Genomic DNA, 12,996 nt, shown 5'->3' on the forward strand with positions numbered 1-12,996 from the left:
ATCAAAGATGTCAGGCAGTGTGCTTGTGAAGCACGCCGAGATAGAGGCGTTCATGATGGGGCACGTCGTCGTCACGGCCAGGTGTGAAGAATACCGCGCAGACGTTGGCGGATTGAGTGAGGATGCTGGATTGCTCTCCGAACGTGAGGCGGTCGTTGACGTCGTGGCGGCAGTCGACTGCGTCAAGGCCGGCGATCAGGTCTTCTCGGAGCACCGCGGATGGGTAGGACTCTGATTCGGGCAGGACCAGCGGCGGCAGCCTGGTCGTCGAGCCTGGCCGGAGTCTGATCCAGATTCCGCTTACAAGGCGTTGGGTGATAACCAGCTCCAGGCCGTCCCAAGCATGGGGGTAGCCGTCGATATCCGGTCTCATCCGGATTGCCGGGTGCGGACGTCCTGGGCCCAGGAGATCCTCTGCCTCGGTCAGCGGCATGCCGCAGTGAAGCGGGCCGATACGGCCGGTCCGGGCGAAGTCGACGAGCACGTTCATCAAGGTCATGACGGCGACTCTGGCATCTTCTGGTGCTGGCACAACTGGATATTGCTCAAGCCCTGCCCTCAGCACGGCTCATCAGGCCGGCACGATCGCGTGCCCGTGGTGGGGTTGACCTTGGGCACGAGAACAGAGAGCAGGGGTCCTCGACTTCGGGAGTTATTGCTCCCTGACCCTGGTCAACCGCTGCAGCAGCACTCGCGCTACGGCGTCCGCAGGCGCTGCGCCGGCCCTCCGCCTCTCAGTGCCCTCGCACGGGGCTTCGGAACCAGGTGCGATCCTGCAGTGGTGAACCATCTGGCCGACACCAACCTGCGCACCTGGACGTTGCGCTTCATGGCCCTCCTCGCAGCCGACGTTCAGGACCAGATTGCCTGGCTGGGCGAGCGTGAGCTGGGGATGGTGGACGTAGTCGAGGAGGCGGAACTTCTCTGCCGGGTCTCCGAAGGACTCGCTGAACGTGGAGTGTTCGAGCCTGCGGATCTGCGCGGCCTTCGGGCCATCGGCCGTCGCCTTGGCGAGATCGACACCGCTTGCCGCGTCGGCCTATGGGTCAACTCCCTGACCACAGAACCGGCGTGGGACGACATACGTTCCCTCACCCGTCAGTTCCTCCTCACGAAGCTGGGCGACTGGCGTCAGCCGCTGCCACGCCCCGCGCGCCCGCATACGGGTGGCCATTGAGCGTGTCTGGCCGCCCACGCGACTCAAACAGCCTCGCGAGGCGGAGGTGAGGTAGGGCGTGCGCCGGAGTTAATGGCCCCCCCGCCCATGCTCTGGACTTCCTCAACTCCGCTTTGAGGCGTTCCGCGAGCGGGCACCCCCCGGGCACCGCGCCGCAGGGCCCGGTGCCGGGGCGTTCCGGGGGACGAAGGGGGTGGGGGATGAGTGGGGAGAGTTTCCTGGTGACCGTGCTGGTGGTCGTACCCGTGGCCGTGACCGTGATCGTGGGGGTGAGGGACCACCAGAAGGAGCGCCGCGACCGGCGCCGGTTTTCGCTCACGAAGCCGTCGCGCGGATCGTCGGCGTCCTCGCCGTCGTCGGGCTCGGCTGCGTCGGACGGCGGGTCGAGCTGGTGGGTGGTGGGAGGCAACTCCGATTCGTCGTCCGGTGGGCACGGCCACGGGGGCCCCTCCTGCGGCAGCGGACACTCCTGTGGGAGCTCGTCGTGCGGGTCGTCCTGCGGCGGCGGTGGCTGCGGCAGCAGCTGACGTCGGGGAAACGGACCACCGAGGGAGCCGCGTGCCGAGGAGCGGCGTAGGACCATCGGCCCCGTAACGCATTACCTGTGCGGTGTAGGAACTTCCTCTCACGCTGTCGGCCGCCGATTGCAGTAGGGACCCGATGACCTGGTCACGACGCTCGCCGTCGAGAGCACGGTCCACCACCTCGACCTCATCGCCCACCTTCCCACCGTCGAGCCTCCGGCCGAGGAGGCGCTGGCATGCGTGCGCGGCCCCCCGAAGGGCCGACTGGGCCTACCGGCACTATGTGATGGCGGCCACCGGACGGGGTCCGCTAACGGCGGCGGAGCGGACACGGCTGGGCCCAGACGCTCGTCATCGAGGCCTTCACAACCGCACCTCGGCCCGCCTCTGCCGATCCGAGGTGCGGTTGCCCCCGGCGAGATCAAACGCCTGGCATCACTCGGTGGAAAGCGGGTACTCGGCAGCGAATGCCGAGCCGGTGACCGCCGCGAGCGGGCGGAGCAGGCGTGGCGGACAGCAGGTGTGAGGAGAGGACGTGCGCTTCATGCCCCCCACCGACGACCGGACCGCGAACGGCGGCGAAGGCGCGGCTCGCGCCGCCGTGTTCGATGTGGACGGCACTCTCGTGGACACCAACTACCTGCACGTCACGGCGTGGTGGGAAGCTCTGCGGCAGGCTGGGCATGACGTGCCGACGCAGGCGATCCACCGGGCCATCGGTCTCGGTTCGAGTGACCTCGTGGCCCATCTGCTGGGCGCGGACCGGGCCCGTGGGGAGGCGGAGGCACTCAGCGCCGCGCACAAAACGCTGTACGGACAGTACTTCGGGCGCCTGACCGCCCTCCCTGGGGCCGGGCTGCTGCTGCGGCGCCTGGCGGACGACGGCTGGAAGGTCGTACTGGCCACGTCGGCGAGCGGCCAGGAGCTGTCCGCGCTGCGTACCGCGCTCGACGCCGACGAGGCGATCTGCGGCATGGCGAGCGCCGACGACGTCTCCGAGGGCAAGCCCGCCCCAGAGCCGGTGGCCAGGGCGCTGGAGCTGGCCGGCGCGGTAGCGCAGCGATCGGTGTTCGTCGGCGACACCGTGTGGGACATGCAAGCGGGCAGCCGGGCGGGAGTCACCTGCGTGGGGCTGCTCTGCGGCGGGATCCCCCGCGAAGACCTTGAGAAAGCCGACGCAGACGTGGTGTACGACGGCCCGGACCGGCTGCTCTCCTCACTCCCCCAGAGCCCGCTGGGCCGCCGTTCCTGAGGCGTGTCTCACTCCGCTGCCATGTCCGGTTCCTGCGGCATCACCGCGTGCGTGGTCCGGCAGGGCGCCATCCGATGATCCGGAAGGCGACTGGGTGGTACACGCCCCGCCTGCCAGACTCCCCTCTCGCCACCGCGCCTCCGTCCACCCAGCCTCCGCGCCCTGCGCAGCCTGACTGGAAGCTCGTTGCCCGCCCGGACTGGAGGGGTTCCCTGAGGGAGAGCAGCTCATACATCTCCGCCCCGCCCAACGGGGTGCCGGTGGCCGGCGGCACTCCGGCGCCGTACCACCGAACCTGGGACATGTGGCGACGAAGTCCATTTGGCACGGGAGTACTTAGTCGTCAACAGTGGCGGCCGGAGGGCCTGCGGGCGCACCAGCCCCCGCGCCGGCCTTCAGCTCAGCTGTTCGGCCAGTCCGACGATGATGCCCTCGGGGCCGCGGACGTAGCAGAGCCGGTAGCTGTCCTCATACTGTGTCAGCTCGCCTACGAGTTCTGCGCCATGGGTGCGCAGACGGGCAACAGTCCCCTCGATGTCGTCGACGGCGAACATGATGCGGTGCGTGCCCAGAACGTTGTGCGGCTGGTTGCGCGGCCCGGCGCTGATCACCTCGGGGCTGCGGTACTTCGCCAGCTCGATGCGGCTATGACCGTCCGGGGTCCTGAGCATCGCGATGTCACAGTGGACACCGTCGAGTCCGGTGCACTGGTCGGCGACGGGGCCCTCGACCTCTGCCCTGCCCTCCACCTCCATACCGAGTTCCACGAAAAACGCGATGGCCGCATCCATGTCCTCGACGACGATGCCGACGTTGTCCATCCGCTGAATCGCCATGCTGGTTTCTCCTCACTTCCTCGTGCGGCCGGTGGTGGCCGCTGATGTGCCTGGGACGGTACCGGCGGTACGTTCTCGACATCCTTCGCCAGGAATCTCGGCGAACGGGGGTGCACCGCTCGGATCTCGTTGGCACATGCCCGAAATTCGCATCTCGCCGGACTCCATCTCGCCGCCGTCCTTGTCTGGTCAGCGAGGTGGTCCCAGTGAGTGGCCCTCACGCTCTTTCACACGGAGCTGCACACGGATTCCGGCATCAGAGTGGCGAGCCATCTCGTGTACTCGGCCCGGCGGGGACAGGCCGTAGTGGAACGGGGCTCGGCCCGGCAGCCGTCCGGACACCCCTCGGTGGGGCACACCTCACCGAGGAAACCGGGGTGGGCCAGGTCCAGGGCGGCCGATGGCTGGGCCAGTCGGCGATCGGGCAACGCGTCACGGTTCTCCGGATCGCGGAAGGAATACCGGCCGTCGTTGATCCGGACCCCGCACGCATCAGCGCTCCACCGCGCAGGGCCCGCCATTCCCTGGTGGCGGAGCATGAAGGTGGCGAGCCGGGCGGTGCCGCATCCCCAGGAGCCGAGCGCGACCATGATGGGGACTGTCGGGGTGCCCGCCTGCGTGAGGATAGGTCGCTCGCCGCCCTCGTCAGCCTGCTCCTGCGTGAGGAGACTGCCGACGACGAGGGCCTTGAGACGGCTGCTGAGGATGTTCGACACGATCCCCTCCTCGGAGTGGCTGAGCAGCTCAGGGAAGTGTCGGCGCCCGCCGGACATCACGTCACGCAGGGCGATGAGGCTCCACTGGTCCCCGAGCGCCATCACGGCAGCGTTTATCACGCATGCGCATCGCGATTTGTCTCGCATGGCCACCGCCAGTGATGGCATTCTGCTACCACCGACTCTAGGTTCGCCCACGGCTGGTGATTGCAGTTCGCACGCACACTGCTTCGGGGGTAGGAGGCCAGGCCATGTCCCGTGTGAGGGTCCACAACTTTTCCGTCTCCATCGACGGATTCGCCACCGGTGAGGGGCAGAGTCTCGACGCCCCGTTCGGCCACGCCGGCACGCGGCTCCACGAGTGGTTCTTCCCGACCCGGACCTTCCAGCGGATGCTGGGCAAGCCGGACGGGAGCGCTGGGGTCGATGACGCCATCGCCGGTACCTGGGATGTCGGCATCGGCGCGGAGATCATGGGCCGCAACAAGTTCGGGCCCCAGCGCGGGCCATGGGAGAGCGACGACTGGAAGGGCTGGTGGGGGCCCAACCCGCCCTTCCACACCCCGGTGTTCGTCCTGACCCACCACCCCCGGCCTCCGGTGGAGATGGAGGGCGGCACCACATTCCACTTCATCGACGCCACGCCGCAGGAGGCCCTCCGTCAGGCGCGCGAGGCCGCGGGCGACCTGGACGTGAGGATCGGTGGCGGGCCGACCACGGTCCGCGAGTTCCTCGCCGAAGATCTCATCGACCATCTGCACATCGCCGTCGTCCCGATCGTTCTGGGCCGTGGCGAGCGCCTGTGGGACGGACTCGAAGGACTGGAGGAGCGCTTCCAGGTCGAGTCCGTGACAACCCCCAGCGGCGTCACACACATGACTTTCACCCGGCCGTAGCGGTCGTCGCGCAGGCGGCAATCGCCGACTGAGGTCGGCTGACCAGGTTCCGAGCCGCAACACTCATGACGAACCTGAGTCGCGTCATCGACGCTCCGGCCGTATGGTCACCGATCCATCGAATCGCTGGAACGCTGGGCAAGACACTTCCCAAGTTGTTCGCGGCGGACTATGGCCAGCGACTCAGGGCAGCTCGTCAGCGGCTTCGGGCGGAGAACGGGACCACCCGGTGACCATCGCAGACCGTGATCTACTTCTGGTCATAGTGCGATCGACGAGAAGCCGAGGTCATGACCAGTCACTGCTGCGAGGCGATGACCAGCCGCGTGAACGCGCGCTGCGACCAGCACAACGACGCCTTCGCCTGCCCGGACGCGCTGATTGACCACAGCGCCAAGTTCCAGGAGTACGGGCTGATCATCCACGACGGCGGCACGTCGAGCATCACCATCGACTTCTGCCCGTGGTGCGGACGACGCCTCCCCGAGTCACAGCGAGACCGATGGTTCGACGAGCTAGAGCGTCGCGGCATCGATCCGCGGGAGGACGAGGTCCCCGCCGAGTTCCAGGACGGCAGCTGGCTCGCCCCTCTCCGCCGGGAGTAGCCAGCGACTCCTCGGGCCGCTTCCAAGACACATCCTCGGAGCATTCGTCCGGGCCATCCCGCGCCACACCCCCCGTATACGGGCTCACCAAGGTCGGCGCCGGCGTCACGCCGGGCGGGAGCGCATCTCCGCTCTGCCTAGTCGGTGAGAGTCGCGCATCCGGACGACACTAGGCGGTTTCGTTTGGATCAAGGTGGGGGCGAGTGATGACGGCGGTTCCAGGGTGGCACCCTGGAGCGATGCGACCAGGAACCGACGTCACTGAGAACGGCCTGCGGCATCTGCTCAATGAGTGGGATCCGATCGGCGTCGCTGATGAGGTGCAAGACGAGTACGACTGCATGCTCGTCCCTCTCCTGCAGCGGCTCCGGCTTGGCGTCGGCCAAGAGGAGATCGGCGAGTTCCTGCGGCGCGAGCTGGAAGATCACTTCGGTCTCACCCCTCTGCCGTCAGAGCCGGAAGCGATGGCTGCCAGAGTGACCTCCTGGTGGACAGTTGCCGTCCAGGCCGATGGCACCGGCTGCGTGTAGTCGCTCCCTCCGGATCGTCTGCTCGTTGTCCGGGTGTGCCGTTGACGGACACGCAGTGGGCGCAGATCGAGCCGTTACTCCCGGACCGGACACCGAAGCGGGGTGGCCGATGGCGGAACCACCGAGAAGTGATCGACGCACTCGCCTGGAGGTTCCAGACCGGGGCACAGTGGGTGCAGCTGCCGGAGAAGTACGGCAACTGGCGGGGCGTCTACAACCGGCTGCGGATGTGGCCATCGACGGCACCTTGGAACGGGTGTTCACCGCGCTGGTCGCACAGGCCGATGCCGACGACGACCTCAACCGTGTCTTCTCGGTGGACTCCACCGTGCGCGCGCACCAGCACGCGGCCGGAGCCCGTAAAAAGGGCGCCAACAGGCGAACCGGCAGACCACGCCATCGGCCGGTCCCGCGGTGGACTGAACACAAATATCCACCTGGCCTCCGATGCCCGCTGCTGGCCACTAGGGCCCGTTGCAAAAGTCGATCTTGGTCATGAATGATCACATATCGTGGGACGTGAAAATCTGACGAATGGCCAGTGGGCCCGGCTTGAGCCGTTGCTGCCGCCGGGCGTCAAGCCGGGCCGTCCGCAGGTTTGGACGCGGCGGCAGTTGATAGACAGCATACGGTGGCGGACGCGGACTGCTGCCCCGTGGCGCGACGTGCCGGAACGCTACGGGCCGTGGGAACGGGTCTATGACCTGTTCCGGCGCTGGCAGCGGGACGGGATGTGGGCCCGGATCGTGACCCAGCTCCAGGCCGAGGCGGACGCCAAGGGCCTGATCACCAGGGCCGTGAACGTCGACTCCATGGTGCGCCGGGCCCACCAGCACGCCGCCGGGGCGGCGAATAGGGGGATCTCCAGAAAGAGCCGCCAGGAGGGATCGTCGTCGAGCCGGCTGATCACGGGCTCGGGCGATCCCGAGGCGGGCTGACCACAGAAATCCACCTTGCAGTTGAGCAGGGACAGAAGCCTCTGTCGATTGTGATCACTGCTGGCCAGCGGGGTGACGCGCCGCAGTTCGAGCCGGTTCTGGAAGCGATCCGGGTGCCCCGGCTGGGGCTCGGGCGCCCCCGAAAGCGACCGGACCGAGTCCGCGCGGACAAGGCGTACGACTCCCGCAAGAACCGCGCCTACCTGGCGCAGACGCGGCATCAAGCCCACCATTCCGGTTCCGGCGGACCGCGTCCGAAATCGTAAGAACCTCGGCTCTCGCGGAGGCCGACCGCCGAAGTTCGACAAGACCGATTACCGCGAACGCCACGCAGTCGAGTGCGGGATTAACCGCCTCAAACGCCACCGCGCAGTAGCCACGCGCTATGACAAACTCGCCGTCCGTTCTGGGGCGACCGTGCTGGTCGCAGTCATCGACGAGTGGCTGTGACCAGCCCGGCTGCGCCACTGCCTACAGAGTGATCCAGTAGCGGCGCTTGATGCCCGCGTCGGTGGTGCGGGCATCCTCCAAGACGCCACCGTTGCGCTCGATGCTGCGTGCCGATCCGACGTTGTCGTCGTCGCAGGTGACGAGGACCCGATCCAAGCCGAGCGCGCGGGCCTCGGGCAGAACCGCACCGAGAGCCCACGTGGCCAATCCGCGTCTTCGGGCGGAGGGACGAATGCTGTAGCCGATGTGCCCGCCGACATCGAGCAGAAGGGCGTTCAGGTAGTGCCGTAGATCGATGGCTCCCAGATAGCAATGACCCTCGACGATCCACCAGTGGGTGGCATGGACGCGCCCTTCTCCCACGGCAACTGACCTGTCCGACTGCTGCTTCAGTTGCTCGACCCACGCCGAGAAAGTCTCGGGGCTGGCGATGTCGGCGTCCGGCGCAAGCCGCAAGCCGGTGCCGTCCTGGTGGGCACCTGGCGGCCACTCGTCGCGCGCCGCGAGCCATGAGGAACGGAGTTGGCCTGTGGGTGCGGTCAGTTCGGGCATGCCGGCGACGCTAACACTGTCCGAACCATCTGATCAGGCATTTTTGGCTGACCCGAGTTCACAACTGCTCGCGCCTCGCACCCACATGGCGCCTGATCATTCAGGACCAAGATCGACTTTCGCAACAGGCCCTAGCCTTCGCGCTCACCGCCGGCCAGTCCGGCGACGCACCCGCGTTCGACCGCGCGGCATACAAGCAGCGCCACACCGTCGAACGCTGCATCAACCGCTTGAAACAGTGGCGAGGCATCGCCACCCGCTACGAGAAGACCGCGACCATCTACCTGGCCGGACTCCACATCGCGGACATCTCCGTCTGGTCTGCCAGGCCCACGGCTCAGGAGAAGGAGCGAACCGCATCGCCCCAGGCACCAGGGCTGTGGCAGTGGTCCCTGTGCCCCGCGGCGAGTACGTGGCGCAGTTCGGCACGGTGCTGAGTGTGCGTAGGGAGGTCCAGCCGGTCGAGGAGGTCCAGTGCGGCAGCTGGCTCCAGGTCGCCGTAGACGTCGTGATCAGCTGGCGAATTCAAGAGCGGCGACAGCTCGGACGGTGCCGGTGATCCGGGTGGTGCTACACCGAAGTTTCCGCAGAAGCCGCCAGGACTTGAGGATCACCATGGCGCGTTCGCCCAGGCTGCGGATGTTGGCGTGGTCCCGATTGTGACGTCGGCGCCAGCCGCGCAGGTGCTTGCCCCGGAACGGGACGCGGATGGCGGAGCCTGCACCCTGATAGGCCTTGTCCGCCCAGCACTTGATGACGTCGGCTGCCAGAGCGGCGAGGATCCCGTGGGTCCGGGCTGCGGTCAGGTCGTGCGTGCCTCCCGGCAGCGCGTCCGACACCCACATCAGGCCTCCGGGCGGATCGGCGAGGACCCGCACGTTCATCCCGTGATGCTTCTTCCTCGAGTAGTACGGACGGTCGGCGGCGGTGCGGTCGACCGGCAGGAGCGTGCCGTCGAGGATCACGTATGCCTTCTTTCGTATGGTCTGCATGGCCTGCGCAAGCGTGGGCGCGAGGGCGGCCAAGAGGTCGACGGCCTCGCGTATGTAGCGGTAGACCGTGGCGATTCCGACGCGCAATCCCGCCGTGAGGCGGGCGTAGGTGTCGCCGCGGCGCAGGTGGGCCAGGACCAGCAGGGCCTGTCGGCCGGGGCGGGTCTGCTGGCCGTCGGTTGGATCACGGAACGCCCTGCTCACTGACCGCCCTCAAGAGGGAACCAGCCGCCCCACGACGATGTCCGGTAAGGCGTGGAAGCCGTTCTCTTCTTGATCCTTGCCTTCTCGCCCCTCGTGTGTCCATGGGTGGTCGTGGGTACGGCCGTTCAGCTTGTGTGGCGCGCACGTCACGGTCAGTCGCCAAACGGGTGGACGTCGCCAGACGCCATGTCATGTGCGCTGGTCGTGCAATTGGCCGGCGCAGCGGCTGTGGGCGCGTATGCCTGGGGCGTAATGTCGGGGTTCTACATCTTGGACCCGGACCAGATGTGTGCGGCTTCCGGCGCCGACGGCGACCACGTGGTGACGCGTATGACGCTGCCGGTGAGCGTGCAGTGCGTTACGGAGCAGGGGGTGGGGACCGAGCTGGTGCCGGTCTGGGTGAACCCGGTCGTCTTCTCCGGCTTGGCGGTCTGCGTGCTCGCCGTCTGGGCGGGAGTCTCTGCCGCGATACGCCGACGCGCCGAACGGGCGCGTGGTGAGGTCGAGGGGGGAGGCGGCGAAGGCAGTACCGGCGGGGTCGGCTGACCAAACTTCAGCGACCAATCGGTAGATCGGGGCGATCTGCCCCTCCAGCATCGCAATCAAATTGAACGTGCTGCGGGGCCAACGATGCGGGCGACCGTGCCTTGCCGTCGGACTTGACCGATGAGGTCGTCGATGCGATCTGCGACCCCTGCATGTCAACGTCGCGACCTTCGCCGATCTGCTCAGCGGTCTGTCTGAGCGTGCGGGCGATGTCGGTGACGGCTTGCGCGTGCTGGATGCGACCCTGTTGGGGACCTCCCCCGGTGTCGCGGTGGACGGGCATGGGTTGCTCTCGGAGACTGGCATCGAGGTGATGGACCATCCGACAGCCACTGCTGCGGGCGGCCGATGCCAGTCTCCATTGATGATGCCGGCCCTCTGCTCGCGCACCGGTCAGGTCAGATGGGTGGGCCTCCCAAAAACCTTTGCGGACCCGCAGCTCGGGGCCAAGACTGGGCCGGTGCTGATCCGACGTGAAACGCCTGCCGATGTCCCCGCCGTACGCGCCGTCACCACGGCGGCCTTCGCCAAGCCGGAGACGCCGGTGCCGGTGGAGGTGACCCTCCTCGACGAACTGCGCACCAGCGATGGCTGGCTGCCGGAACTGTCGTTCGTGGCACTCGACGGCAACGGTGAGGTGGTGGGCCACGTGGTCTGCACCCGGGGTCATGTCGGCACCGCCCCCGCTCTGGGCCTCGGCCCGCTCAGCGTGCACCCCGGCCACCAGCGTCGCGGCGTCGGGCTCGCCCTCGTCCACACCGTGCTAGGCGCGGCGGATGCCCTGGGCGAGCCCCTCGTCGCCCTCCTCGGCAGCCCGGCTTACTACGGCCGCTACGGTTTCCGCGCCGGCGCGGACCACGGCATCGCCGCACCGGACTCCTCGTGGGGTGAGTACTTCCAGGTCCGCGTCCTGACGGCCCACGACCCCGCGGTGCGGGGGATTTTCCGGTACGCGGAGCCGTTCGAGCGGGTCTGACGAGCAACGGCCTCCCGCCTCGGTAGGGCCACTGCCAGGTCTTTTTCCTGTGGAGGCGGGATGACGGGGCGAGCCAGGTCTCCCCCGGTGCCCCGGCGGGCGGCGGAAGGCGGAAGGCGGACCACGTTTGTGCGGGAATTTCTGGGCCACGATAGTTGCTATATACATCGATTCGTATCTGCCCCCACCGTCGCCCCCGCCCCCCACCCCCGCTCCGCCGGAAAGAAGGCCCCCAGCATGACCGTCCGCACCACCCGCCCCGCCGGAACGCTCACCGACCAGGTCACGCGCGCGATCCGGGAGCCCGCGACCGACGACGCCTACGACCTGCACGCCCGCCTGGACGAGGTGCTCGCCGGTGTCGGGCTGAGCGCCGGTGACGCGGGCGGCGAGATCACCTTCACCGGCGCCGACCCCGTCGTACCCAGCACGCTGCGCCTCGCCTCCGCGACGGCGCTCGCGCTGACCGCCCGGTCCGTGGCCATCGCCGCTCTGTGGCGCGACAGGGGCGGCGAGGGCCAGTCGATCGCGATGGACCTGCGCCGTGCCCCGCACCGGCTGTGCCCCTTCTACGACCGCCGCTGGGAGCTGGTCAACGGCTTCCCGCCCGGCCGCCCGAGCGACCCGGCCAACCCGATGACCCTGGACTTCTACCGCGCCGGGGACGGGCGCTGGGTGATGCCGCTGGAGATGTATCCGGGGCTCAAGGCCCGCACGCTGAAGCTGCTGCGCACCTGGGACGCCCGCGAGGCCGTCGCCGACGCCGTCGCCCGCTGGAAGGGCGCCGAGCTGGAGGAGGCCGGCGCCGAGGCCGGTGTCGTGATGCCGATGCTGCGCTCCACCGAGGAGTTCCTCGCCGAACCGCAGTACCGCGACGTCCTCGCCGACCTGCCGCTGGTCGAGGTCGAGAAGATCGGCGACAGCGCCCCCGAGCCGCTCCCCGAGGGCGCGCGTACCCCGCTGGAGGGCGTACGGGCCCTCGGGATGGGCCACGTCATCGCGGGCGCGGGCATCGGCAGGTCCCTGGCCCTGTACGGCGCGGACGCGCTCAACCTGTGGCGCCCCACCGAGTGGGAGCACGACGTCGTGTACGTCACCGCCAACACCGGCGTCCGCTCCGCCACCGTGCAGCCCACCACCCCCGAGGGCGCGGCGACCGTACGCGGACTGCTGCGCGGCGCGGACGTGTTCTACGCCAACCGGCGTCCCGGCTACCTCGCCCGGTTCGGCCTCACCGCCCATGAGGCGGCCGAGGTCAGGCCCGGCATCATCCACGTCGGCGTCACGCTGCACGGCGAGCGTGGCCCGTGGGCCGACCGGGTCGGCTTCGACCAGACCGCTGGCTGCGTCACGGGCATGATGACGCTGGAGGGCAGCGCCGAGCAGCCCGAACTGCCCTACATCAAGGTGGTCAACGACTACCTCGTGCCCTGGCTCGCCACCGCCGGGATCGTCGCCGCGCTGCGCCGCCGCGCCCGTGAGGGCGGCAGCTACCGCGTGCACGTCTCGCTGACCCGGGTCGCCCTGTGGATCCTGTCACTCGGGATCTTCGACAAGGCGTACGCGCACGACATCGCGGGCACCGGTGACCAGCACGCCTACCTCGACCCGCACACCTTCACCGCGGACACCCCGCTCGGCCGGTACCAGGGCGTGACCGACCAGATCGAGATGTCCGGCACCCCGGGCGCCTACCGCCCGGAGTCCCTGCTCGTGCCCCGCGGCTCGGGCCGCCCCCAGTGGCTGCCCCGGCACGGCGGCGGGACGGGCACGGCAGCCGCCTGAGCCCGTACCACCCGCGT

At 68.6% G+C, this 12,996-nt stretch carries 13 protein-coding genes and 4 pseudogenes; 12 read left to right on the plus strand and 5 right to left on the minus strand.

Going from position 1 to position 12,996, the window contains the following annotated elements:
* Positions 1-10: 10 nt before the first annotated feature.
* On the minus strand, positions 11-499 hold the full coding sequence (locus tag HEK131_RS15335) for a hypothetical protein (protein WP_244335735.1): 489 nt from the start codon (positions 497-499) through the stop codon (positions 11-13).
* A gap of 282 nt (positions 500-781) precedes the next feature.
* On the opposite strand from HEK131_RS15335, the gene HEK131_RS15340 reads away from it, so the two are divergent.
* The gene (locus tag HEK131_RS15340; RefSeq protein ID WP_244335736.1) at positions 782-1,177 is read left to right on the plus strand and encodes a hypothetical protein; all 396 of its coding nucleotides are present in this window, start codon (positions 782-784) and stop codon (positions 1,175-1,177) included.
* A 1,068-nt stretch (positions 1,178-2,245) separates the two neighbouring features.
* Positions 2,246-2,953, plus strand: a complete 708-nt coding sequence (locus HEK131_RS15345; protein ID WP_244335737.1) for an HAD family hydrolase — start codon at positions 2,246-2,248, stop codon at positions 2,951-2,953.
* Between the two features lie 395 nt (positions 2,954-3,348).
* Here HEK131_RS15345 and HEK131_RS15350 read toward each other — a convergent pair whose 3' ends face one another.
* Positions 3,349-3,789 (minus strand): VOC family protein, encoded by a 441-nt coding sequence (locus HEK131_RS15350; protein ID WP_244335738.1) that lies wholly within the window; start codon positions 3,787-3,789, stop codon positions 3,349-3,351.
* A 227-nt stretch (positions 3,790-4,016) separates the two neighbouring features.
* Positions 4,017-4,607 carry a winged helix-turn-helix transcriptional regulator gene (locus tag HEK131_RS15355; protein WP_244335739.1) on the minus strand — a complete coding sequence of 197 codons (591 nt, stop codon included), beginning with the start codon at positions 4,605-4,607 and terminating at the stop codon, positions 4,017-4,019.
* A 149-nt stretch (positions 4,608-4,756) separates the two neighbouring features.
* On the opposite strand from HEK131_RS15355, the gene HEK131_RS15360 reads away from it, so the two are divergent.
* The 6 genes and pseudogenes from HEK131_RS15360 (at position 4,757) to HEK131_RS15375 (ending at position 7,924) form a co-directional block, all read left to right on the plus strand.
* The gene (locus tag HEK131_RS15360) at positions 4,757-5,401 is read left to right on the plus strand and encodes a dihydrofolate reductase family protein (protein ID WP_244335740.1); all 645 of its coding nucleotides are present in this window, start codon (positions 4,757-4,759) and stop codon (positions 5,399-5,401) included.
* 290 nt (positions 5,402-5,691) lie between these two features.
* Entirely contained in the window at positions 5,692-6,006 is a 315-nt protein-coding gene (locus HEK131_RS15365) for a DUF6980 family protein (RefSeq protein ID WP_244335741.1), read from the plus strand.
* A gap of 239 nt (positions 6,007-6,245) precedes the next feature.
* Positions 6,246-6,536, plus strand: a complete 291-nt coding sequence (locus HEK131_RS15370) for a hypothetical protein (RefSeq protein ID WP_244335742.1) — start codon at positions 6,246-6,248, stop codon at positions 6,534-6,536.
* A gap of 35 nt (positions 6,537-6,571) precedes the next feature.
* A pseudogene (locus HEK131_RS30300) lies at positions 6,572-6,724 on the plus strand (transposase); the annotation flags it as partial.
* Positions 6,725-6,777: 53 nt separating this feature from the next.
* Positions 6,778-6,988, plus strand: a pseudogene (locus tag HEK131_RS30305) (IS5/IS1182 family transposase); the annotation flags it as partial.
* A gap of 60 nt (positions 6,989-7,048) precedes the next feature.
* Positions 7,049-7,924, plus strand: a pseudogene (locus tag HEK131_RS15375) (IS5 family transposase).
* Positions 7,925-7,945: 21 nt separating this feature from the next.
* Here the strand turns inward: HEK131_RS15375 and HEK131_RS15380 are convergent.
* Positions 7,946-8,476 carry a GNAT family N-acetyltransferase gene (locus HEK131_RS15380; RefSeq protein ID WP_244335743.1) on the minus strand — a complete coding sequence of 177 codons (531 nt, stop codon included), beginning with the start codon at positions 8,474-8,476 and terminating at the stop codon, positions 7,946-7,948.
* Positions 8,477-8,637: 161 nt separating this feature from the next.
* On the opposite strand from HEK131_RS15380, the pseudogene HEK131_RS15385 reads away from it, so the two are divergent.
* A pseudogene (locus HEK131_RS15385) lies at positions 8,638-8,781 on the plus strand (IS5/IS1182 family transposase); the annotation flags it as partial.
* Between the two features lie 207 nt (positions 8,782-8,988).
* Here HEK131_RS15385 and HEK131_RS15390 read toward each other — a convergent pair.
* On the minus strand, positions 8,989-9,672 hold the full coding sequence (locus HEK131_RS15390) for a transposase family protein (RefSeq protein WP_432215631.1): 684 nt from the start codon (positions 9,670-9,672) through the stop codon (positions 8,989-8,991).
* Between the two features lie 186 nt (positions 9,673-9,858).
* Here HEK131_RS15390 and HEK131_RS15395 point away from each other — a divergent pair, with 186 nt between their 5' ends.
* From HEK131_RS15395 to HEK131_RS15405, 3 genes are all read left to right on the plus strand, one after another.
* Positions 9,859-10,218 (plus strand): hypothetical protein, encoded by a 360-nt coding sequence (locus tag HEK131_RS15395; RefSeq protein ID WP_244335744.1) that lies wholly within the window; start codon positions 9,859-9,861, stop codon positions 10,216-10,218.
* 460 nt (positions 10,219-10,678) lie between these two features.
* Positions 10,679-11,194, plus strand: a complete 516-nt coding sequence (locus tag HEK131_RS15400) for a GNAT family N-acetyltransferase (RefSeq protein WP_244335745.1) — start codon at positions 10,679-10,681, stop codon at positions 11,192-11,194.
* Between the two features lie 237 nt (positions 11,195-11,431).
* The gene (locus HEK131_RS15405) at positions 11,432-12,979 is read left to right on the plus strand and encodes a CoA transferase (protein ID WP_244335746.1); all 1,548 of its coding nucleotides are present in this window, start codon (positions 11,432-11,434) and stop codon (positions 12,977-12,979) included.
* The last annotated feature ends 17 nt before the right edge of the window (positions 12,980-12,996 follow it).

It is taken from the genome of Streptomyces seoulensis (assembly GCF_022846655.1).
Classification (GTDB): Bacteria; Actinomycetota; Actinomycetes; order Streptomycetales; family Streptomycetaceae; genus Streptomyces.